The following is a 22,476-nucleotide window of genomic DNA, read 5'->3' as shown; positions in this document are numbered from 1 at the left end:
AATACCAGAGTTGTTTATTCGTGATTTTACGATGGCAAATCGGCTTTCTATACTCGCCAAAAAAGACCATTCCCGAATCTGGAGACACGCCCCCATGAATGCACCCGATCGCGCCGCCCTGGCCGCCGACGTTTCGCTGGACGACAAATACACGCTGGAGAAAGGCCGCGTCTATATCAGCGGCACGCAGGCGCTCGTGCGTCTGCCGATGCTGCAAAAAGCGCGCGATCGCAGGGCAGGGCTGAATACGGCCGGGTTCATTTCGGGTTATCGCGGCTCGCCGCTCGGCGCGCTCGACCAGTCGCTGTGGAAAGCCAAGCAGCATCTGAAGGACAACGACATCGTCTTTCAGCCGGGGGTCAACGAGGATCTCGCCGCGACCTCGATCTGGGGCACGCAGCAGGTCAATCTATGGCCCGGCGCGACGCGCGATGGCGTATTCGGCATGTGGTACGGCAAGGGTCCGGGCGTGGACCGCACCGGCGACGTCTTCAAGCACGCGAATTCGGCCGGCACCGACAAGCACGGCGGCGTGCTCGTCCTTGCGGGCGACGATCACGCGGCGAAATCGTCGTCGGTCGCGCATCAGTCGGATCATGCGTTCATCGCGGCGGGCATTCCGGTGCTGTATCCGTCGAATGTTCAGGAGTATCTCGACTACGGCCTGCATGGCTGGGCGATGAGCCGTTACTCGGGTTTGTGGGTCGCGATGAAATGCGTGACCGACGTGGTCGAATCCACCGCGTCGATCGATCTCGATCCGGACCGCGTGGAGATCGTCACGCCGACCGATTACGCGGTGCCCGAGGGCGGCCTCAATATTCGCTGGCCCGATTCGCCGCTCGCGCAGGAAGCGCGTCTGCTCGACGAAAAGTGGTACGCGGCCCTGGCCTATGTGCGCGCCAACAAGCTCAATCGCGTCGTGATCGATTCGGACAAGCCTCGCTTTGGCATCATCACGGCGGGCAAGGCCTATCTCGATGTGCGTCAGGCGCTCGTCGATCTCGGGCTCGACGATGCAACCTGCGCGCAGATCGGCTTGCGCGTGCTGAAAGTGGGCTGCGTGTGGCCGCTCGACGCGCAGGACGCGCGCGCATTCGCGACGGGTCTCGAAGAGATTCTCGTGGTCGAGGAAAAGCGCCAGATTCTCGAATACGCGCTGAAGGAAGAGCTTTATAACTGGCGCGAGGACGTACGACCACGCATCTACGGCAAGTTCGACGAACGCGACAACGAAGGCGGCGAATGGTCCGTGCCGCGCGGCGACTGGCTGCTGCCCGCGCATTACGAGCTATCGCCCGCGCTGATCGCGAAGGCCATCGCGCGGCGTCTTTCGCGTGCGGATCTTCCCGACGATGTGCGCGCCCGCATGCTTGCGCGCGTCGAAACCATCGAAGCGAAAGAGCGCGAGGCGATCAAGCCGCGCGTGGATGTCGAGCGCAAGCCGTGGTTCTGCTCGGGCTGTCCGCACAACACGTCGACGCGCGTGCCCGAAGGTTCGCGCGCGCTCGCGGGCATCGGCTGCCACTACATGTCGATGTGGATGGACCGCAAGACCGAGACCTTCAGCCAGATGGGCGGCGAGGGCGTTGCGTGGATCGGCCAGATGCATTTCTCGGGCGACAAGCACGTATTCGTCAATCTCGGCGACGGCACGTATTTCCATTCGGGTTTGCTGGCGGTGCGCGCGGCGATCGCGGCGAACGCGAACATCACGTACAAGATTCTCTATAACGACGCCGTGGCGATGACCGGCGGCCAGCCCGTCGACGGCGTACTGACCGTGCCGCAAATCGCGCATCAGGTGCATGCGGAAGGGGCGAAGCGCATCGTCATCGTGACGGACGAGCCGCAGAAATACGATGCGAAGATCGCATTGCCAGAAGGCGTCAACGTGCATCATCGCGATGAACTGGATCGCGTTCAACGCGAACTGCGCGATACGCAGGGCACGACCATTCTCATCTACGATCAGACGTGCGCGACGGAGAAGCGCCGCCGCCGCAAACGCGGCACGTATCCCGATCCGGCACGCCGCGCGTTCATCAACGACGCCGTGTGCGAAGGTTGCGGCGATTGCTCGGTGCAATCGAATTGCCTGTCGGTCGAGCCGCTGAACACGCCGCTCGGCACCAAGCGCAAGATCAATCAGTCGTCGTGCAACAAGGACTTTTCGTGCGTGAACGGGTTTTGCCCGAGTTTCGTGACGGCTGAAGGCGCGCAGGTTCGCAAGCCGAAAGCCGCCGCGGGCGCGAAGCCCGATTTCGACAGCCTGCCGTCGCCCGTATTGCCCGCGTTGTCGAAGCCTTACGGCATTCTCGTGACGGGTGTCGGCGGCACGGGCGTCGTGACGATCGGCGGTTTGATCGGCATGGCGGCGCATATCGAGCGCAAGGGCGTGACCGTGCTCGATATGGCCGGTCTCGCGCAGAAGGGCGGTGCGGTGCTGAGCCACGTGCAGATCGCACCCGAGCCGCGGGCGCTGCATGCGACGCGCATCGCGACGGGCGAGGCGCGCCTCGTGATCGGTTGCGATGCGATCGTGTCGGCGTCGAACGATGTGCTCTCGCGCACGCGGCACGGCATCACGCAGGCCGCGATCAACAGCGGCGCGACTCCGACGGCCGAATTCGTCACCAATGCACAATGGACCTTTCCCGCGACGCAGACGGAGCAGGCGTTGACGGACAGCATCGGCGCGGGCTGCGAATTCATCGATGCCAACGCGCTTGCGCTGAAGCTGCTCGGCGACACGATCTATTCGAATCCGCTGTTGCTCGGCTTTGCGTGGCAGAAGGGCTGGTTGCCGCTGGAGCTTTCGAGCCTGAAGCGCGCGATCGAACTGAACGGCGTGGCGATCGAAAAGAACCTCCTCGCGTTCGACTGGGGACGCGTCGTCGCGCAACACGGTGTGGGCGACCTCATCAAGCCCGCGCAACACGCGATCGTGATGAAGATGCCCGAGTCGCTGGAGAACGTGATTGCGACGCGTGAAGCGTTGCTGACGGCGTATCAAAACGCGGCTTATGCGCGGACGTATCGCAGCGTGGTCGAGCGCATCCGCGAAAAGGAAAAGCCGCTGAATGCGAAGCTGCCGCTCACGCGCGCGGTCGCGGTGAATCTCGCGAAGCTCATGGCCTATAAGGACGAGTACGAAGTCGCGCGTCTTTATGCCGATCCCGCGTATCTCGACAAGCTGCGCGAGCAGTTCGAAGGCGAGCCGGGCCGCGATTACAAGCTGATGTTCCATCTCGCGCCGCCGATGTTGGCCAAGCGCGACGAGCACGGTCATCTCGTGAAGCAGCGCTTCGGAGCGTGGATGCTGCCCGCGTTCCGTGTGCTCGCGAAGATGAAGGCGCTGCGCGGCACCTCGCTCGATGTGTTCGGCAAGACGGCCGAACGCCGCACGGAGCGTCGGATGATTGCAGATTACGTCGCACTGGTCGATGAATTCTGCGCGACGCTCGATGAAGCTCGCCTCGATGCCGCGTTGCAACTTGCGAAGCTGCCCGACGAGATTCGCGGCTTCGGTCATGTGAAGGAGCGCAATATGGCGGCCGCAGACAGCAAACGTGAACGCCTGATCGCGCGTTATCGCGATTCAGTTGAAATCGCGGCGACGGCCTGAGCGTATTATTGACCTTTCCATAATTCTTTACGTCACCACAGGGTTGCCTGAATGCAGCACGCGGCAATGATTGAAGGTCGGTGCTGCGCGCTTTTCAGCTTGTTGCGGGCGACGGTCTGCAACTCGTCGAGGTTGTCGGGGCAGAAATTGGCAATCGCGTGACGTTTGAGCCATGCCCACAGATACTCGACGGGATTGAGTTCTGGACAGTACGGCGGCAGAAAGGTGATCTGAATTTGGCCCTCGAGAGAGTCCAGGTATTGCCGGACAATTGCCGCGTGGTGGGGCCTGGCACCGTCCCAGATGATCAACAGCGGCTGCCTCAGATGCGCTTTGAGCGCCTTGAGAAACTCGATCACCTGCTCCTTCTTTACGCTGCCTTCGTACAACCGAAACAGATAGTTCGAGCGACTGAGGCCCGCAATCGCGGACACATGCTTCCAGTTGAAATGAAACTGGATAACCGGCGTTTGCCCCTTCGGTGCCCAAGTACGCACCCGGGTGGGGCGTTCGCTTATGCCGGTCTCGTCGATAAAGACGATCAGTCGGCCTTCGCGCTTGGCTTTTTTTTAAGCGCGGGCCAGGTGTGCTGCTTCCAGTGGCGCACTGCTTCTTCGTTACGCTCGATGGCGCGCCGCTCAGGCTTCTGTGCGCTGAAACCGAGCGTCCCAAGAATGCGCCAGATTTGCGTTTGTCCGAACTCGACGCCATACATGCGCCTGATGAGCATACCGACGCGCTTGAGCGTCCATAGCTCCGTGCCAAAGCCGTGTTCGGTGGGGTTTTGTAGCAATGCCTGCCGCAGCTGCGCCAGTTGCTGCGCATCGAGCCGAGCCGGACGACCTCGACCCGGTACCGCGCGCAACGCGTCGATTCCGCCTTCATCGAGCAATCGCTTCCATGTGTACACCGTCTGTCGGGCTACCCCTACGGCAAGTGCTACCTCTGCCGGACCTTTGCCCGCCGTAAGCATGCGGGCGGCCCGCAAGCGCTTCTTGGTTGCCTCGTCCATCGGCTTCTTTGCCATGGCATGCATCTCCAATCAATCCCTCAGAGATACAACGCACCAGCATCGAATCGGTTGTCATCTTTTATGAAAATCTCAATAGATTCTTCATAACGCCGACATCGACGAGCATACACCAACGGCGCCATAGGACTCCGTGGCGGCAATCGGTGCAGCGTTTGGCGTGATTGGTGCGCCGCTACCCACCAGGCTTATCAATCGATAACGATGTTAGTCGGCCCAACCACGGTATCGAACGGATAGTTTCCCTTCAGCAGATAGAGAAAGCCCGACTTCGCTGTTTCGATATCCAGCACATTCGGAATGACTCGCGTGATCTTTACTTCTGCGTTGAAATTACGCCAGTCATTCGTCACACCGCCATCGAAATCCAGGTTTACCACCTGATGCGAGACGGCTCCAAAGACATTTCGCTGCGCGCTTCGATGATTGGGTTCGACGACCTGGTGATTTGCCGAGCCGTCATGGAACCTGAAAGGACACCAGAGCGACGAAGGTGCGAACGCGGCTTTCGCGGTCACGCCGTTTTCAGTCATAGTGAGAATAATATCCACGAGCTCGGCAAAGTTGTCGCCGACCTGACGCGCAACCAGCACCGCCTGCGTGTGGAAATCGTGCATGATCGACTCGATGGATTGCACTGCTTTATCGGCGCTCCCGGGGACCTTGCTTATCACGCCCAGAACCTTGATCACGCCTTTCATCGCAGCTATCGCTTCCGATACAAATTCGAGCAGTGTCATTATGCCGATTTCCAGCTTGTGACCGAGGCCGTTGAACCGGTAAAGCGCATGATTCCCCTCGCTATTCTTGATCTCGTAACAGGCGTCGGTCTCCTCGGGGATCATGAATTTGATCATCATCTTTGCGACGACTCCCTCCGGCCCGAGCGCCTTGTCGATATTCGTCATGAACAGACTGAATTTCTCGATCAACGGAGCCAGTGCCCTGAACCTCTTCCCAATGAGCAACAACACGCTGTTGCTATCGTAGAACTGTTTCAGGCGCTTCAGGACGACGGGGAGCGGCTCTTCTTTAGTTTTGAAGTTGAATAAGTAGATTTCACGAATCTGGAAAGTACTCGATCCCTTGGGATGTTCCTTTCTCGCGCCGAGTATGAATAGCGCCGCGCGGTAGCGTGCCTGCTTGCGATCTATCTCGTATGATTTGATATGATGCTCAACCGCGTCGATTGACGCTTCGATCTTTCCGTCGCCATGGGGATTGCCGAACAGCGTGCAGTTCTTGACGTGAGGTTCCGTTGCGCTATGGGAGTTGAACGCATCAATCGCATGCCTGAGCGCGCTCTTTGCGCGACGATCCGAGAGCTGTTCGTTCATCGAAAATGAGCCAGAAGCGCTAGCCATGCCGACGCACAGTAAATGCCAGTCGCCCGGGCCAAGCGCTTTGGTAGCCGCAAGGAGAAAGGGGACCAGCTTAGCTTCAATCAAGCGCTTGTGTTCTTCGCGCAATTCACCAACGCCAACCGCGAAGTTGATCAGTTTGAAGATCCCATCGCCTGCGATGTGATACGCGTCTTGCGAATCAGGCAGCGAGCCCGAAAAATCCGTGAAGTTTTTTGCCATTTCGAGTCATTCCTAATACTGCGAGCTATAGGAGCGCAGGGACCCGACGCGATGCCGGCAAGACATCGGCGCGGTTTAGGGAGCGGCAGGAACCGTGAATCACGCCAGGCCTGAATCGGCTGGTCGCAAATCGCTCGTCGGGGCGACAAGGTATGTTTGCACTTTCGACGGAGTGCAACCACCCCTTCCCCAAGACGAGTCAGTAATCCGGGTTTTGAACGGTCTGTGCTTTAGCCGGAGAGATAGTCAAGACATTGACTAGCCTGAATTTCCACGCACGGGAATTCCTCTAAGGCGCGCCCTTCAAGCTCGGGGCCTGGCACCTGGTGCCAACCCGGTGGCCCCGAGAGCGGCTTGCATGGGCCGTCAATCAGCTGCGCGGGTCTATTAGTCATAATAGGTTGTCTCAAAGTCGCATTGATGGCGGTTTACTTAGCCTGAGCTTTCGCATGCTGCGAGCATTCTTGGCTCCTTGGCGTGGTACATACCGCGCGCAACGCGTCGATTCCGCCTTCATCGAGCAATCGCTTCCATGTGTACACCGTCTGTCGGGCTACCCCTACGGCAAGTGCTACCTCTGCCGGACCTTTGCCCGCCGTAAGCATGCGGGCGGCCCGCAAGCGCTTCTTGGTTGCCTCGTCCATCGGCTTCTTTGCCATGGCATGCATCTCCAATCAATCCCTCAGAGATACAACGCACCAGCATCGAATCGGTTGTCATCTTTTATGGAAATCTCAATAAGCGACGCGTTTCAGTGTTCGAACCTCGGAGACATGCGATACAGACACTTAGGTGGAGAGCTTTTCTACGCTGCGATTCTTCCGACCGAGCCCGCACGACGCTGACATTCTCGCGACGGGACGCGAAACGCTGATGTTGCGCCGGGTCCAAAAGCGTTATCGTTACGCTTGCAAACAAACGCGGAGTCAAAGGAGACAGCGCATGAAAGGCGTTCATAAGCTCGCCGTCGTCGGCATCGGCAAGATCGCGCGGGATCAGCACCTGCCCGCCATCGCCGCGCAGCCGGGGTTCGAACTCGTCGCGTGCGCGAGCCGCAACGCCAGCGTCGAAGGCGTGCGCAACTATCCGGATATCGACGCGCTGCTCGCCGCCGAGGCCTCGCTCGATGCGGTGTCGCTGTGCGCTCCGCCTCAAGTGCGATACACGCAGGCGCTCGCCGCGCTCGAAGCGGGCAAGCACGTCATGCTGGAGAAACCGCCCGGAGCGAGCGTGAGCGAGGTCGAAGCCCTGCATGACATCGCGCGGGCACGCGGCTGCACGCTGTTCGCGTCGTGGCATTCGCGCGCGGCGAGCGCCGTCGAACCGGCGCGCGCCTGGCTCGCGTCGAAAGAGGCGGGCGCGATTCGTTCCGTCGAAGTGCGCTGGAAGGAAGACGTGCGCCGCTGGCATCCGGGACAGCAATGGATCTGGGAGCCGGGCGGCCTCGGCGTGTTCGATCCGGGCATCAACGCGCTGTCGATCGTCACGCGCATCCTGCCGCACGAAGTCGCGTTGCGCGCGGCGACACTCACGGTGCCGAGCGATACGTCCACGCCGATCGCAGCCGAACTCGATTGCATCGCGACCAATGGCGCGCCGGTACGCGCAGTGTTCGACTGGCGTCACGGTCCCGTCGAAGAGTGGGATATCGATATCGATACCGACGCGGGCCGCCTGTCGATGCGCGAAGGCGGCAAGCGGCTTTCCATCGCGGGCAAGGAGATCGATCTCGGGCGCGAGCGCGAATATCCCGCGTTATACGAGCAATTTCACGCGCTCATCGAAACGAAGGCGAGCGATGTCGATGTGCGTCCGCTGCGTCTCGTCGCCGACGCGTTTCTCACCGGACGGCGCATCGAAACGGAAGCATTCGGGCGCTGATCTCAGGTGCTCTGCCGCTCGATGATGGTGAAGCCGGTATCGATACGCACATCGGCGGGCGGCGCATCGGCATTGAAGCGTTGCAGCAGCGCTTCGGCCGCCTTCATGCCGATGGTCGCGCCATCGATACGCACCGTCGATAGCGCTGGGTAGCTATGCGCCGCCGTGCTGAGATCGCCGAAACCCATCACGGCGAGATCGCGCGGCACATCCATGCGGCGGCTCGCGGCTTCGGCGAGCACGCCTTGCGCGAGCGTATCCGAACTGCACACGACGATTTCAGGCGCACCCGATGCCAGCATCCGGCTCAATCCTTCGCGCCCCGCCTGCAAGGTCGCGGGCGCGGGCAGCACTTCGAACGCGGGCTTCGCGACCCGATGCTTCGTCAGCTCGCGCCTGAGGCTTTCGCAACGCCGCAAGCCGCGCGGATCGTCGACGGACACGATGCCGAACCTGCGATAACCCTTCGCCAGCAAGTGTTGCGCGACCTGCTTGCCCACCGCCTCATGCGAGAAGCCGATCATCATGTCGATCGGCTTGTCCGTCAGATCCCATATCTCGACGACCGGAATGCGCGCCTTCGTGAGCCGCTCGATCGTCGCCTTGCTGTGACTCGTTCCGGCGAGCACGATGCCATCGGGACGGCGGCCGAGAATGGCCTCGACGAGCGCTTCCTCGCGTTCGGGCGAATACGCGGTCAGGCCGAGCAAGGTCTGATAGTTCGATGACGTCAGGCCGTCCATCAGCGCCTGAACAGTGTCGGAAAATATCGAGTTCGCTATCGTCGGCAACAGGATCGCGACGAGGCGGCTCTTGCTGCTCGCAAGTCCGCCAGCCAGCATGTTCGGCACATAGCCGGTCTTGCGCACCGCTTCGAGCACCTTGCGTTGCGTGTCGCTGCGCACGAGTTCGGGCCGGTTGAGCGCACGCGAGACGGTCATCGGCGCGACGCCGGCCACGCGCGCGACATCGATCAGCGTGACGCTTTCGCCTGGGCCCGATACGGCATTTTTTCGTTCGAGTTTCTTCACCATCTCAATCGTCCCGTGCGCGCTCCCGTTCAATCATCGAATTAGACCACGCGCAACAAGGCGCGCGGCGGCGTCAGTGTAAACCATGATGATTGCGCAACCATTATCGCTTGAATGATTGCGCAATCATTGTATCATCCAAGGCATATATCGATGCCGCGAACCTCAGGAGACGCCTTGGAAACCGCACAGCCCACCACGAAGCGCACCAACGTGCGCTGGCTCATCCTCGCGATGATCTTCATCGTCACCGTGTTCAATTATGTCGATCGCGCGACCTTGTCGATCGCCGCTCCGAGCATGCGTCACGAACTCGGCTTCGATGCGCTGACGATGGGCATCGCGTTCTCAGCGTTCGGCTGGGCGTACACGGGCATGCAGATTCCGGGCGGACTGATCCTCGATCGCTTCGGTGCGCGCATGGTGCTGGGCGTGAGTCTCATCGTGTGGTCCGCGCTCACGTTCATGCAGGGCTACGTGCATCTGTTCGCGTCGGCGTTCGTCGCGCTGTTCGTGATGCGGTTCCTGATGGGCATCGCGGAATCGCCCGCGTTTCCGTGCAACAGCCGCCTCACGGTGATGTGGTTTCCGAGCGCCGAGCGCGGTCTCGCTACGTCCGTCTTTCAGCTTGCGCAGTACTTCGCGCTCGCCGTCTTCACGCCGATCATGACCTACACCGTCAGCGCGTGGGGCTGGCATTACGTGTTCTATACGACGGGCGCGGTCGGCATTCTGATCGGCTTGTGGTGGCTCAAGGCGGTGCGCGAGCCGCAGCGCGATCATCGCGTGAATGCGGCCGAGCTCGATTACATCGCGGCGGGCGGCGGCCTGCCGAAGATGGGCGACAGCCCGCAGCCGTTCAGGTGGAAACAGGTCAGCGCGATTGCGGCGAACCGCATGATGATCGGCATCTACATCGGCCAGTTCTGTCTCACGTCGATCACCTGGTTCTTTCTCACGTGGTTCCCGACTTACCTGATCGAAGCGAAAGGCATGTCGATTCTCAAGGTCGGTATGGTCGCGGCGTTGCCGGCAATTGCCGGTTGCGTCGGCGGATTGATCGGCGGCGTGTGGTCGGACTGGATGTTGAAGCGCGGCTTCTCACTCACCGCCGCACGCAAAACGCCGATCATCTTCGGCCTCGTGCTGTCGAGTTCGATCGTCGTCGCGAACTATGTGCAGTCGACCTCCGTCGTGATCCTCGTGATGTCGATCGCATTCTTCGCGAAGGGCGTGGGCAATCTCGGCTGGTGCATCGTCGGCGATGTATCGCCGAAGCACGCCATGGGCATCAGCGGCGGCATCTTCAACTTCTGCGGCAATCTGGCGAGCATCGTCACGCCGCTCGCGATCGGCTGGATGATCAAGGAGACCGGCTCGTTCGAAGTCGCGTTGACCTATATCGCGACGCTCTCGCTGATCGGCGCGTTCGCATATCTCGTGATCGTCGGCAAGCTGCAGCGGCTCGACCCGGACGAGCGCGACGGCGCATCCGGCGAGCGCGGCGCGCCCGCAACACTCGAACCGCGCCACGGCAACTGAACGCGCACGCACTCACTTCATCAAAGGACACGCTTCATGAACACGACCTCGCTCATCAACGGAATATCGCACGATCAGATCAAGTGGATTCGCATCGCGTCGACCTTTCTGCCGCTCGCCAATCCGATCAGTGACGCCAAGGTGCTGACCGGCCGTCAGAAGCCGATGACGGAGATCGCGATGCTTTTCGTCGAAATTGAAACGGCGGATGGTCATCGCGGTCTCGGCTTCAGCTACTCGAAGCGCGCGGGCGGTCCCGGCCAGTTTGCGCATGCGAAGGAAATCGCGCCGGTGCTGATCGGTGAAGATCCGAGCGATATCGCGCGCCTGTGGGACAAACTGGCGTGGGCGGGCGCATCGGTGGGACGCAGTGGCATGGCCGCGCAGGCAATCGGCGCATTCGATGTCGCGTTGTGGGATCTGAAGGCGAAGCGCGCGAATCTGTCGCTCGCGAAGCTGCTCGGCGCGCATCGCGATTCCGTGCGCTGTTACAACACGTCGGGCGGCTTTCTGCATACACCGCTCGATCAATTGCTCGTGAACACGGACGCATCGCGCGAGAAGGGCATCGGCGGGATCAAGCTGAAAGTCGGCCAGCCGGATTGCGCGCTCGACATCCATCGCGTCGCGACCGTGCGCAAGCATCTTGGCGACAGCTTCCCGCTGATGGTCGATGCAAACCAGCAATGGGACCGTCCGACCGCGCAGCGCATGTGCCGCACATTCGAGCAGTTCAATTTGATCTGGATCGAAGAGCCGCTCGATTGCTACGACGCCGAAGGCCACGCCGCGCTCGCCGCGCAATTCGATACGCCGATCGCGACCGGCGAGATGCTGACGAGCGTGTCCGAGCATTGGGACTTCATCCGGCAACGCGGCGCGGATTACCTCATGCCGGATGCGCCGCGCGTCGGCGGCATCACGCCGTTCCTGAAGGTGGCGGCGCTCGCGGACCATGCGGGTCTGATGCTCGCGCCGCACTTCGCGATGGAACTGCACGTGCATCTCGCCGCATGCTATCCGCGCGAGCCGTGGGTCGAGCATTTCGAATGGCTCGAACCTTTGTTCAACGAGCGGCTCGAAACGCGCGACGGCCGCATGATCGTGCCGACGCGGCCGGGCCTCGGATTGACGCTGAGCGATCGGGTCGCGGGATGGACCGCGCAGGAAGCCGAGATCGGCGTGCGTGGCTGAGTTTCATTGAGCGCGATACGTCGCGCTGCGCATCGCGTTGATCGCGGACACATCGCCCTCGGGCGCGGCGCGTACGTTCGCGTGGCGCGCCGCCAGCGGAATGCGCCGCGTGCTGCCCGGCGCGAGATGAAACCAGTCGATGCGCGCGTAGTAGTTCGGATCGACGACATGCACCCAGCGCGCAAGCTGATCCGTTCCGACGACGAGACTCCAGCCGTCGTCGTCTTTCTCGACGGCGACATGCAGGCCGATATCGCGCCGCTCGCCAATCGACGGATCGGGAAAATGAAACGCTTCCGATAGCACCGCGCCCGTGTCCGTATCGCGCAGGACGACATGCGTCGCATCATGCGCACGCGGGCCGAAGCGGTACGCATATGCGATATCGAAGAACGCGCCGATCAGCGCATTCGACGAGACGCGCTGCACGCTGCGCGGCTGCAACACGAGATCGCGCGAGCCGCCCGCGACCTTCACCGCGCCATCGCGCAGGCAGGCGAGTTCGACGCGCGCCCGAATCTCGCGCGCGGTTTCGTTGACGAGATGCACGTCGAGGCCATCGAGTCCTTCATCGAGAATCAGCGCCTGCACGGGCTGCAACACGCGTGCGAGTCCATGCAGCGCGCTCTTCGGTGCGCCGAGCACATCGATCACGCCCCAGCCCGCGCCCGGCCGCACATCGAGCAGATTCCATACGATGCCGCCCGCGCAGGTCGATCCCTCGCGACGCCATTCCGAGAACACCGCGCCGATCACATCCGCAACGACGGCGCGCGACAGTTCGAGATATCGCTCGGGGTTTTCATAACGCAGGCGCGGCACGTCCAGCCGATAGAGCGAGTGCATGTAGTGCTCGCGCACATCGTCGAAGTCCCATGCGGAGCCGGGATCGCGCGGCACGCCCGCTTTCCAGCGCGGTTCGTGCGCGCGCGGGTTCGGGATCGCGCGCAACGCGACATCGTCGGGGACGTTCGCGAAGGCGAGGCACTCGGACGCGAAACGCACCTGCGCGCGGCGTACGTCGTCGAAAGAACGCTGATACGCGGGCACGCCGTAGTAATGCGTGATGCCGCCGCGCGTGTTGAAGGGCATCGATTCGGTGTCGCCGGGTGCCGCGCTCGGCGAGTTCACGACATAGGCGACATCGGGCCGTCGTGCGGCGATCGCGTTCGGCAACAGTTCGGTGAAGAGGCGTTGCTGATATGCGTCGAACGGCAGGCCGAGCATTGCCGCCTGCTGATGCACTTCGCTTCCGCCGCACAGCACCGCAAGCGATGCGAAGCGGCGCGTGCGCGCAAGGAATTGCTCGGCTTCGCGCTGCACGCTGCCGCGAAAGGCTTCATCGTCGGGATAGTCGAAGTTCGCGAACGCGAAGTCCTGCCACACGAGCACGCCGTGCCTGTCGGCGAGTTCGTAGAAGGTGTCGGATTCGTAGAGCGTGATGCCGCTCACGCGAACGATGTTGATGCCCGCGTCGCGCATCAGCCTGAAGATGCTGTCGAGCTTGTCGCGCGGCGCATCGAGTGCGACGATATCGGCCGAGGTCCAGCACGCGCCGCGCGCGAACACCGGCACACCGTTCACGACGAGCTGAAAGCCCTTGTTATCCGCGCCGCGATCGACTTCGATCGTTCGAAAGCCGACGTCGCCGAGCGCGATATCGCCGAGCTTCACGGCATATAGCGACGGCTCGCCGTGCGTATGCGGATACCACGCGCGCACGTTCGGCACGCGTACCTGGCCCGTGAGCGTATGCGCGTCCTGCCATTGCAACGTGGCTTGCGTTTCGCCGCATTGCAGCGTGATCGGCGCGTGCTCCTGCGCATGAAAGAAGCGCACGGCGATATCCAGAACGCCGTCGTTTCCGTCGATGCGCGTATGCATGTCCACGTTGTCGATGCAACTGCGCGATTCGCCGATCAATTCGATCGCGCGCCAGGGACCCGCCGGTTGAATCGTCGGGCACCATCCGGACATGTGCCCGAGCAGCGTCGTACGGACGTTGCGCAGCGTCGCCGGTTGCGCGAGCTTCGGCCGCCAGCGCGCGCGTCCGCGTTTTGCGGCCAGCGCGGGTGCGATCGAGCGAAAGCACAGATGCAGCATGTGATCGCCGTTCAGATCGACATCGAGATCATGTGCGACGAACATCGAATCCGTATCGAGCAGCTTGCGATCGTCGAGCCATATCTCCGCGATGGTCGCGAGTCCGTTGAAGCGCAAACGGCGTTTGCCGGTCCCCGAGAGCTTCACGCGATACCAGTGATCCGCATGCGCGAACGGTTGCGCGAGCGCTTCATCGTTCACGCCCGACGCACGCAGGGCCGATGCGATGGTGCCGGGCACGGGCGCGTCGATCCACTGTGTGAACGTATCGAGCGATGCGGGCGCGGCGCACGCGCCCGCGGGCGTGCACACGCACTGCCAGCCTTCGGACAGACGCCGCGGCGCGTGCGCGGACAAGACGTGCATGAACCTTCCTCGTTGATGGACGTTGATGAAATCCGATGAACGACACCGAAGCCGCGCGTGAAAGCGCGGCTTCGGCGTTCAGAGAAAGCGCGCGGCGAGCGGCTCGATGACTCTGTCGTAGGCAGCCTGCATCGATTCGAGACAGTCCTCGCACGGATCGATGCGCGAACGCATGCGTGCGCGCGCAAGACGGAACTGCATGACCATCGCTTCGCTGGCGATGGACTGCGCGTTCGCCTGAATCTCCCTCGCGACTTCCACGCCGTGCTGGTTGAGCCAGCCGAGATACTTCGACAGCAACTCGAAATTCGAGCCGAGCTGACGCATCACGTTGAATGTGTAGAGGTGATAGTACGCAGGGTCGCGTTCGAGCAATGCGCGCAAGTGCTCGGGAAATGCCGCGCGCCATTGCGCGACCGGATTCGTCGCGGGACGATCCACGAGGCGCAACGCGAGCAGTTCGACCGAGCGTTGCACCATCGCCTGGCCTTGCAGCGGTGCGCGCGCGCGCTTCACGAACTCGACGTACGGGAAGAGCGCGTGCACATCGCTTGCGAGGCCGGGCATCAGACGGAACACGCCATCGTAGTCCTCGCCCGACAACGCGAAATAGCCCGCGTTATGGAAGTACGTGATGCGCTTCGCATCGGTATCGATCGCGTCGATGGCGATGGTCGTCTTCGTATGCGTCTGCCGGTACGCGGTCGCGCGCGTATCGGGCAGATAGTACGAGTCCATCTCGACCACCACCATCTGCCCGCGCCGCGTCTGCTCGCGCACGTGCGCTTCCAGCGTGTCGAAGATCGCGAGTTCCTGGGCCTGCAGGCCGTAGAGCCGCGATATATCGTCGAGCGAGAACTTCGGGAACGTGAACTGATCGCCCTCGAACGCCTGCGTCACCGTGAAGCCGAGCGCCGCATGCGGATCGCAGCCATAGTGGTTCAGCAGCTCGATCCACAGGTCGACGTAGCAGTTCGTCTCCAGCCACACGCGCTCGTCACGATGCAGCGCGTGCTGACGGAACTGGCCGTCCGCGGATGCGGGCGTGTGGGTTACGGCTTCTGCCGGCGAGCGTGCGTTCATGCCTGGCTGCCCAGGCTGGCGAGACCTTGCTCGATGAGCGGCGCCTTGTCGCCCCACAGCAACTGACGCACTTGCTCGGGCCACGCGTTGACATCGAGACCGTGATGGCGGAACAGCGCGAGCGTCGTGCGCTCCATGCCGAATCCGACACACGCGGTATGCGCGACCTGCTCGTCGGCCTGGTTGATGTGCCACAACTCGCCGAAGTGGTCCTGGTGATAGTTGAACGAGAGGCACGCGGTCGGACGATCGGGCGTGGCAACCGGCACCAGCAGTTCGAACTTGAGTTGCTGCGCGCGCTGGCTATCGGCGACGATCATGCCGCCGCGACCGAAGAACGGATCGTTGGCGAGATCGATCTCGAAGGGCAGTTCGAGCAGATTCACGAGCAGCGAGCCGCGCTCGATCCACTTCTGGCGGAATGCCATCACCTGCTCGGGGCTGCCTACGCGAATGTACTCGCGCATGCGGAACATCTGCATGCGGCCCGGATCGATGGACGGCTCGTGACGGAAGCAGTACGAGAACGCGTCGAAGGTCGCGCCGTCTTCGGCGAGCTTGCCGCGCTTCGCGACGAGCGGATAGATCGGGTAGCAGGCGGCCGGCGTGAGCACGAGGCGCGTGGGCTTCTGCTGATCCATCCAGTCGTCGGAACGCTCTTCTTCCTCGCCGATATGCACGATCTTGTCGAGCGCTTCGAGCAGGCGATGATGCCCGCGGTCGTTGCCCTGGAACGAGTGGATCGTGCCCGCGAGATTCGGGAAGCTCTTCAGATACTCGCTGTCCTCGAAGTCGCGGCGGCGCATCGCGGGCGGAAAGCGCAGCACTTCCGCTTTTTGATCCGCGCCGAGCATCGTGATCGCCTGATTGAGACGCTCGACGACATCCTCGAATACTTCGCTGCGGCCGTAGAGACCGTCTTCGCCCGTGTCGAGCAGAATCCCGGCTTCGATCAGGCGATCGCGCAACGTCAGGTCCGATTTGTCGTACGGTGCCCGAGTCTCTTGTGATTGTGCTTGTGCTTCGGCCTGCATCATGGCGGCCTGTTCCGTCGGCATGTTCATATCGTCAAATGGTTCCCGTTGCGGCGCGCTGCGCAAGCAGCAGATTCGCCGTGTTCAATTCGATGCGGTCGTTGCTGATCATGAGCGGGGCGGAATGCAGATCGCGCAGATGGCGCCCCACGCTGAACGGCGTGTCGTTCTTGTAACCGGCCATGCCGCAGATCATCAGCGTCTCCTGCACGACATGCACCGCCGATTGCGAAATCGCCAGCTTGAGCATGTTCAGGTCCGCGTTGATGCCGATCGACGCCGCGAGCGGCGCGTCATCGTCATTGCTCTGGCTCGCCTTGCGCGCCGCGCGTTCGGTCTGCGCGGCCTCGACATTGGCGAGCGATTCGCGCAGACGCGCCTGCATCATCTTGATGAGCGTGAGCACTTGCGAGAGCCGTGCAGCCGAGGGCGGCAACGCGGGTTTGCCACGCGCCTGATTGCGGAAGAACTGATGCGCGCGGTTGGCCGCGTCGCTCGCGATCCCGCACCATACCGACGACCACAAGGTATGCGATACCGGCAGCATGCTTTCGTCGGCGATCTTCGAGAACGGCGTCGGCAGGATCTGTTCGGCCGTGCCGCTCGCGACGAGACGATGTCCTTCGCTGCACGTGCCGCGCATGCCGAGCGTGTCCCACGTGCCGCGCTGTTCGAGCGTGAAGGTATCGCGGGGAGCGACGATCAGCACCTGATCCGAAGGCGGTGCATCCGGATGACGGCGCGCCGTCACGAGAATGCAGTCGGCATACTTGCCGTACGAAATGGTCGGCGCGAGCTTCTCGATGCGAAACGCGTTATCGACGAGATCGACCGCGCATGCGCTGGTGCGCATGTTGCCGCCGATGTTCTCTTCCGATGTCGCCGATGCGAGCAGCAACTGCTCGTTGATCATGCGCGCGAGGAAATCGCGCTGCCACGCGACGTTCACGCCATGTTCGACGATGCACACGACCTGGCTCTGATGCATCGCGTAGATCATCGCGGAGGATGCGCAGCCTTGCGCCAGCGCTTCACACAAGCGCGCGACGCTGGTGAGCGAGAGGCCATCGCCGCCATACGCTTTGGGGATCATCGCCGAGAAGAGGCGTTCATCGCGCATCGCGGCGATCGCTTCAGCGGGAAAGCGTGCCTCGCGGTCCACCGCATCGGCGTGCTTCGCTGCGATGGCCGCGACGCGCTTGGCGGCTTCTATCAGCTCGCTTTCGCCGCGCGCGTGCACGCTTTGCGCGAGCTCGGCTATTTCCAGCTCCTGAGCGGGCGCGTTCATGCTGCCGCCTGCTGCTGACGACGCAGTTCGTCGACGGCGGACGCGAGCGAATCGACGCTCGAGAACAGGCGGCGCGTGAGCATGTGATCGGGAATCTCGATGCCGAACTCGTCTTCGATCGCGAGCATCACGTGTACCGTGGCAAGCGAGGAAAGACCTGCGGCGTAGAGATCGTCGCCGTCGGCGAGCGTGTCGATAGGCACGTCGAGACGAGCGGACTCGGCGAGGATGCGACGCAATTCAGTTTTCATTGTGTATGTTTTCCCTTGTACCCGGCCAACGGTGCAGCTAATCCGGAGTGCGGCGATGAATTCTTATCGAATGCCGCAGTGCTCCGGGACTCAAAGTCAGTGTTGTTGTTCGCGTCTCGTGAAGACGCCTTCGCGAGCGCCCTCGCACCCACTGTCTTGTTTCTCGTTTGATCGTATTTAACGAATTACGAGGCCCCTGCGTCCGTGCGATGCCGCACGGTTGGCTTCGATGAGAATCCGGCGCTCTGTGCGATATCAAGCATGCTGCGAAGTAACGGCATCATTCGAACTGATGCGGGGCGCGGCTTGCGGCGATGCAGGTAACTCCTGCGTCTTTTGCGTTGCGGACCTTGCAAAAACTATGCGCAAGTAGAAAGGTGTTTGAAAACTTATTGGGCGGGGTGAGGTAATTGATACTGACAGTCTTATTGATGGCATTCGTTGTGTTGGGCATTGCGTGGAAGAGACGGCGTATCGCCGTCATGCTCGTTGCGGGCGTCGTATTCTGGCTGCTCGGGAGTTGGCTGCCTGGACCGCTGGTGCGGCTTGCGAATCATGGTCACGCTTCCATGATCGAGCCGACGCTCGGTGCGCGTACGGCGATCATCGTGCTCGGCGGCGGGACCTGGTATGACCGGCAGCGGCGTCTGGTGCCAAAGGGCGATTCGGGAACGCGCGTCGAACTCGCGGCAGCGCTTTACAAACGCTGCGTCGAAACGGAGCGGGTGTGCTTCGTGATTATGAGCGGAGGCAATCCGCAACATCACGAACAGAGCGAAGCGGATTTATACGGCGGCTTGCTCGTTGATGCAGGCGTGAAGCGCGCCGATCTGATTCTCGAAAACCAGAGTCTCGATACCTACGAGAACGCGCGCAATACGGAAAAGATATTGCGCTCGCGGCAATACGATGCTTCGGTGCTGATCACATCGTCGTTGCATATGCGGCGTGCATTGCTTGCTTTCGATGCTTTCGACCTTCATCCTCAACCGGCGGTTGCCTTTATCCGGGTTCCGAGGACATGGTGGGTGCCGCATCGGCGAGGATGGTTCGATGCGGACAGCGCGTTGCATGAACTGATCGGTATCGCACGGTTTTATGTGTGGAGATGGGTTGGGTTGTATTAGACGGGCTGTAGATTCATGGCGTCCCGCAGATAACGCGCCGTCCTGCTAGAAGCAAACTTCGCGATGCTGGAAGGCACACCCGCCACCACGATCCTGCCGCCATCCTCGCCCGCGCCGGGACCGATATCGATGACCCAATCGGACAGCGATGCAACGCGCATGTCGTGCTCCACGACCACCACCGTATTGCCCGCATCCACAAGCCCATGCAATTGCGTCATCAAACGGTCGACGTCGGCGGGGTGAAGGCCGGTCGTGGGTTCATCGAGGATATAGAGCGTGTCGCCGCGATGCGCCCGCTGAAGTTCCGTCGCGAGCTTGATGCGCTGCGCTTCGCCGCCCGAGAGTTCCGTCGCGGGCTGCCCGAGCCGCAGATAGCCCAGTCCGATATCGCGCAATACGGCGAGCGCGCGCATCACGTTCGGCTCATCGGCGAAGAACGCGCATGCGGAGTCGACGCTCATGTCGAGCACATCGGCGATGTTCCTGCCTTGCCATTCGATCTCCAGCGTCTGCGGGTTGTAGCGCGAACCGTGACAGGTCGCGCAGGACGTATAGACGCTCGGCAGGAACAGCAACTCGACGCTGACGAAGCCTTCTCCCTCGCATGTCGGGCAGCGTCCTTGCGCGACGTTGAACGAGAAACGCCCCGCGCCGTAGCGGCGTTTGCGTGCGGCGGGCGTATTCGCAAACAGCTTGCGAACGTGATCGAAAAGGCCCGTATAGGTCGCGAGGTTCGAGCGCGGCGTGCGGCCGATCGGTTTCTGATCGACGCGCACGAGACGCCGGATCGTTTCCATCCCTTCGATGATGCGTCCGCCAGCCGATGCGGCCGCTGGCGTGAAGAGCGGGTCCTGTTCGTCTTCCTCCGCGTCGTCGAGCGCGCGCCCGAGCCGTTCCGCGACGAGTTCGGGCAAGGCCTGACTGACGAGGCTCGACTTGCCCGAACCCGAGATGCCCGTTACCGCCGTGAAGGCGCCGAGCGGAAACGCGGCATCGATGCCATGCAGGTTGTTACGCGTGATGCCTTCGAGCCGCAACCAGCCGCGCGGCTCGCGCGTGGCGCGTGCGATCGTCTGCTTCGGGGCGAACAGATGTTTGCGCGTCTGCGACTCCTCGATCGATGCGAGGCCGTCGGGCGGCCCGCTGTACAGCACGTGACCGCCGCGCTCGCCCGCCTCCGGACCGACATCGACGAGCCAGTCCGCGCGCCGCATCGTATGCAGATCGTGCTCGATGACAAACAGCGAATTGCCCGCGGCCTTCAGGCGCTGCAATGCGGCGAAGAGCGCTTCGCTGTCGGCGGGATGCAGGCCCGCGGAGGGTTCGTCGAGCACATACACGACGCCGAAGAGTTGCGACGCGAGCTGCGTCGCGAGTCGCAGACGTTGCAGTTCGCCGGAGGACAGCGTGGGCGTCGCGCGATCGAGCGACAGATAACCAAGGCCGAGATCGATCAGCGTGGCGAGCCGCTCCAGCAGTTCAGCGGCGATACGCTCGGCGGCGGCGCGTTTCTCGCTGGAGAGGTTCGCGGTGCGGCGCACGTCGGGCGCGGCCTTGTGCGCCGAGCCGCCGGCCGCGACGCGCTTCGCGGTCGCCGCGACCCGGTCTTTCTTCGCGAGGGCGGATGCGGGCGCGCCGTCGTCAATGGGCCAGTCTCCGTGCGCGATGGGCGCGAGCAGATCGGCGAGACGGTTGAGCGGCAATCGCGCGAACTCGGCGATATCGAGGCCCGCGAAGGTCACGGACAGCGCTTCCTTCTTGAGCCGCTTGCCGTGACACGCGCGGCAATCGCTGCCGATCATGAAGCGCGACACGCGCTTTTTCATGAGCGCGCTCTGCGTGTGCGCGAAGGTGTGCAGCACGTAGCGGCGCGCGCCCGTGAAGGTGCCCTGATAGCTCGGTTCCGCGCCGCGCTTCAACGCCGCCTGCGTTTCCTTCGGCGTGAGTCCGGCATAGACAGGCGCCGTCGGCTGGTCTTCGGTGAAGAGAATCCAGTCGCGGTCCTTCTTCGGCAAGTCGCGCCACGGTGTATCGACGTCATAGCCGAGCGTCACGAGGATGTCGCGCAGATTCTGCCCGTGCCATGCGGGCGGCCAGGCGGCGACGGCGCGCTCGCGGATCGTCAGCGAGTCGTCGGGCACCATCGACTTTTCTGTGACTTCGTAGACGCGTCCGAGGCCGTGACACACGGGGCACGCGCCCTGGACCGTATTCGGCGAGAAGTCTTCCGCGTAGAGCATCGGCTGCTTCGGCGGATAGCTGCCGGTGCGCGAGTACAGCATGCGCACGAGGCTCGAAAGCGTCGTCACGCTGCCGACCGACGAACGCGCATTCGGCGCGCCACGCTGCTGCTGAAGCGCGACGGCGGGCGGCAAGCCCTCGATGGAATCGACTTGCGGCACGCCGACCTGTTCGATGAGACGCCGCGCATACGGCGCGACCGACTCGAAATAGCGCCGCTGCGCTTCGGCGTAGAGCGTGCCGAATGCCAGCGACGATTTGCCGGAACCCGATACGCCGGTGAAGACCACGAGGGCATCGCGCGGCACGTCGACATCGACGTTCTTCAGATTGTGCTCGCGCGCGCCGCGCACGCGCACGAAGCCGGCGCGCGAGCGGGCCGCGGTCTCGTCGGGGGCGGCTGATTTGCGGGTATTTTTGCGGACATCCATGAGCAGGGCGGCTTCGGGGCCGGACGTGACATCGGAAGGGAGGAGATTTGCATGCAGCATGCCATATACCCGATGGCATTTTGCGTTATGCATCTTGAATGCGAAATGCAAGCCGAGGCTGGGTGCGGCTTGCGCGTAGAAGGGGGGGCGCCAGGGCGGAAGATGGGCGGCGCACGTGACGAAGAACGTGCGCCGTCGCGGAATTCAATCGGCGCGAATCAGACCGTCGCGCCTTCCACGTCGATATCGTCGGTCCCGAGCCGCGAGAAGATGTCGCAGACCGCGCGCATCTCCGCGTCGTCGCGAATGCTGACGATCACGCGCGTGACTCCGCACGCGGCGTCCGCATCGCCGCCGTCGGCGCCGAACGAGGGAAGGATGTCGTCGCCCGAAACGTCGAGGCCGAAAGGATAGTCGTGCGTATCGACGACGCCGAGATGTTCGCCGTGGCCCGCGTATTCCGCCGCGATCCATTGCGTCTGCAAGGCGGCATTCTGTGCTTGCGATGCACGGAAGTCGGCAAAGCCGCTCATGTTCGCGACGCGAACCCGATCGCCCGCGATGCCTTCCGCCCGTAGGTCTTCCAGTGCTTCGTCCAGCTTACGAGAGCCAAAGAACGCTCCACTGACTTCACGCATCATTTGCTCGTCTCCTTGCCTG

15 protein-coding genes and 1 pseudogene are annotated in these 22,476 nt (G+C 62.4%); 5 read left to right on the top strand and 11 right to left on the bottom strand.

Going from position 1 to position 22,476, the window contains the following annotated elements; genetic code table 11:
• The first annotated feature begins 94 nt into the window (after positions 1–94).
• Positions 95–3,628 (top strand): indolepyruvate ferredoxin oxidoreductase family protein, encoded by a 3,534-nt coding sequence (locus BTHE68_RS29770; protein WP_162069896.1) that lies wholly within the window; start codon positions 95–97, stop codon positions 3,626–3,628.
• A gap of 32 nt (positions 3,629–3,660) precedes the next feature.
• Here BTHE68_RS29770 and BTHE68_RS29765 read toward each other — a convergent pair.
• The 3 genes and pseudogenes from BTHE68_RS29765 to BTHE68_RS29755 form a co-directional block, all read right to left on the bottom strand.
• A protein-coding gene (locus BTHE68_RS29765; protein WP_162069895.1) for an IS630 family transposase occupies positions 3,661–4,655 on the bottom strand; the annotation gives its coding sequence in 2 pieces (ribosomal slippage) (positions 3,661–4,190 and positions 4,190–4,655; 996 coding nt in all).
• A 194-nt stretch (positions 4,656–4,849) separates the two neighbouring features.
• Positions 4,850–6,241, bottom strand: coding sequence for an OmpA family protein (locus tag BTHE68_RS29760; RefSeq protein WP_162069894.1), 1,392 nt, complete (start codon positions 6,239–6,241; stop codon positions 4,850–4,852).
• Positions 6,242–6,693: 452 nt separating this feature from the next.
• Positions 6,694–6,900, bottom strand: a pseudogene (locus BTHE68_RS29755) (helix-turn-helix domain-containing protein); the annotation flags it as partial.
• Between the two features lie 283 nt (positions 6,901–7,183).
• Here BTHE68_RS29755 and BTHE68_RS29750 point away from each other — a divergent pair.
• Complete coding sequence (locus BTHE68_RS29750) at positions 7,184–8,122, top strand: Gfo/Idh/MocA family protein (RefSeq protein ID WP_162069893.1); 939 nt, start codon at positions 7,184–7,186, stop codon at positions 8,120–8,122.
• A 2-nt stretch (positions 8,123–8,124) separates the two neighbouring features.
• Here BTHE68_RS29750 and BTHE68_RS29745 read toward each other — a convergent pair whose 3' ends face one another.
• The gene (locus BTHE68_RS29745; protein WP_162069892.1) at positions 8,125–9,156 is read right to left on the bottom strand and encodes a LacI family DNA-binding transcriptional regulator; all 1,032 of its coding nucleotides are present in this window, start codon (positions 9,154–9,156) and stop codon (positions 8,125–8,127) included.
• 174 nt (positions 9,157–9,330) lie between these two features.
• Here BTHE68_RS29745 and BTHE68_RS29740 point away from each other — a divergent pair, with 174 nt between their 5' ends.
• The gene (locus BTHE68_RS29740; RefSeq protein ID WP_502710620.1) at positions 9,331–10,695 is read left to right on the top strand and encodes an MFS transporter; all 1,365 of its coding nucleotides are present in this window, start codon (positions 9,331–9,333) and stop codon (positions 10,693–10,695) included.
• Positions 10,696–10,731: 36 nt separating this feature from the next.
• Positions 10,732–11,889: an L-talarate/galactarate dehydratase gene (locus BTHE68_RS29735; RefSeq protein WP_162069890.1), complete on the top strand. Its 1,158-nt coding sequence runs from the start codon at positions 10,732–10,734 to the stop codon at positions 11,887–11,889.
• Between the two features lie 3 nt (positions 11,890–11,892).
• Here BTHE68_RS29735 and BTHE68_RS29730 read toward each other — a convergent pair whose 3' ends face one another.
• From BTHE68_RS29730 to BTHE68_RS29710, 5 genes are all read right to left on the bottom strand, one after another.
• A complete protein-coding gene (locus tag BTHE68_RS29730; RefSeq protein WP_162069889.1) occupies positions 11,893–14,358 on the bottom strand; it encodes a glycosyl hydrolase 2 galactose-binding domain-containing protein in 2,466 nt (821 codons plus the stop codon).
• Positions 14,359–14,436: 78 nt separating this feature from the next.
• Positions 14,437–15,441: a DUF1839 family protein gene (locus tag BTHE68_RS29725; protein WP_162069888.1), complete on the bottom strand. Its 1,005-nt coding sequence runs from the start codon at positions 15,439–15,441 to the stop codon at positions 14,437–14,439.
• Positions 15,438–16,505: an amino acid--[acyl-carrier-protein] ligase gene (locus BTHE68_RS29720; protein WP_162069887.1), complete on the bottom strand. Its 1,068-nt coding sequence runs from the start codon at positions 16,503–16,505 to the stop codon at positions 15,438–15,440. The genes BTHE68_RS29725 and BTHE68_RS29720 overlap by 4 nt, the downstream gene beginning before the upstream one ends.
• Positions 16,506–16,509: 4 nt before the next feature.
• Entirely contained in the window at positions 16,510–17,763 is a 1,254-nt protein-coding gene (locus BTHE68_RS29715; protein ID WP_162069886.1) for an acyl-CoA dehydrogenase family protein, read from the bottom strand.
• Complete coding sequence (locus BTHE68_RS29710) at positions 17,760–18,014, bottom strand: acyl carrier protein (RefSeq protein ID WP_061179864.1); 255 nt, start codon at positions 18,012–18,014, stop codon at positions 17,760–17,762. Before BTHE68_RS29710 ends, BTHE68_RS29715 begins: the two co-directional genes overlap by 4 nt.
• A gap of 431 nt (positions 18,015–18,445) precedes the next feature.
• Between BTHE68_RS29710 and BTHE68_RS29705 the strand changes: the two genes are divergently transcribed.
• Positions 18,446–19,141, top strand: coding sequence for a YdcF family protein (locus BTHE68_RS29705; protein ID WP_232078264.1), 696 nt, complete (start codon positions 18,446–18,448; stop codon positions 19,139–19,141).
• Here the strand turns inward: BTHE68_RS29705 and BTHE68_RS29700 are convergent.
• Both BTHE68_RS29700 and BTHE68_RS29695 read right to left on the bottom strand, forming a co-directional pair.
• Complete coding sequence (locus BTHE68_RS29700) at positions 19,138–21,816, bottom strand: excinuclease ABC subunit UvrA (protein WP_162069884.1); 2,679 nt, start codon at positions 21,814–21,816, stop codon at positions 19,138–19,140. The two genes, BTHE68_RS29705 and BTHE68_RS29700, sit on opposite strands and share 4 nt — an antisense overlap.
• A 218-nt stretch (positions 21,817–22,034) precedes the next feature.
• Complete coding sequence (locus BTHE68_RS29695) at positions 22,035–22,457, bottom strand: hypothetical protein (protein WP_162069883.1); 423 nt, start codon at positions 22,455–22,457, stop codon at positions 22,035–22,037.
• Positions 22,458–22,476 lie beyond the last annotated feature (19 nt).

Origin of the sequence: Burkholderia sp. THE68, assembly GCF_009938265.1 — a bacterium.
In the GTDB taxonomy this organism is placed as follows: domain Bacteria; phylum Pseudomonadota; class Gammaproteobacteria; order Burkholderiales; family Burkholderiaceae; genus Caballeronia.
Note: the sequence above shows the minus strand (reverse complement) of the source record. Positions and strands in the feature narration are given on the sequence as shown.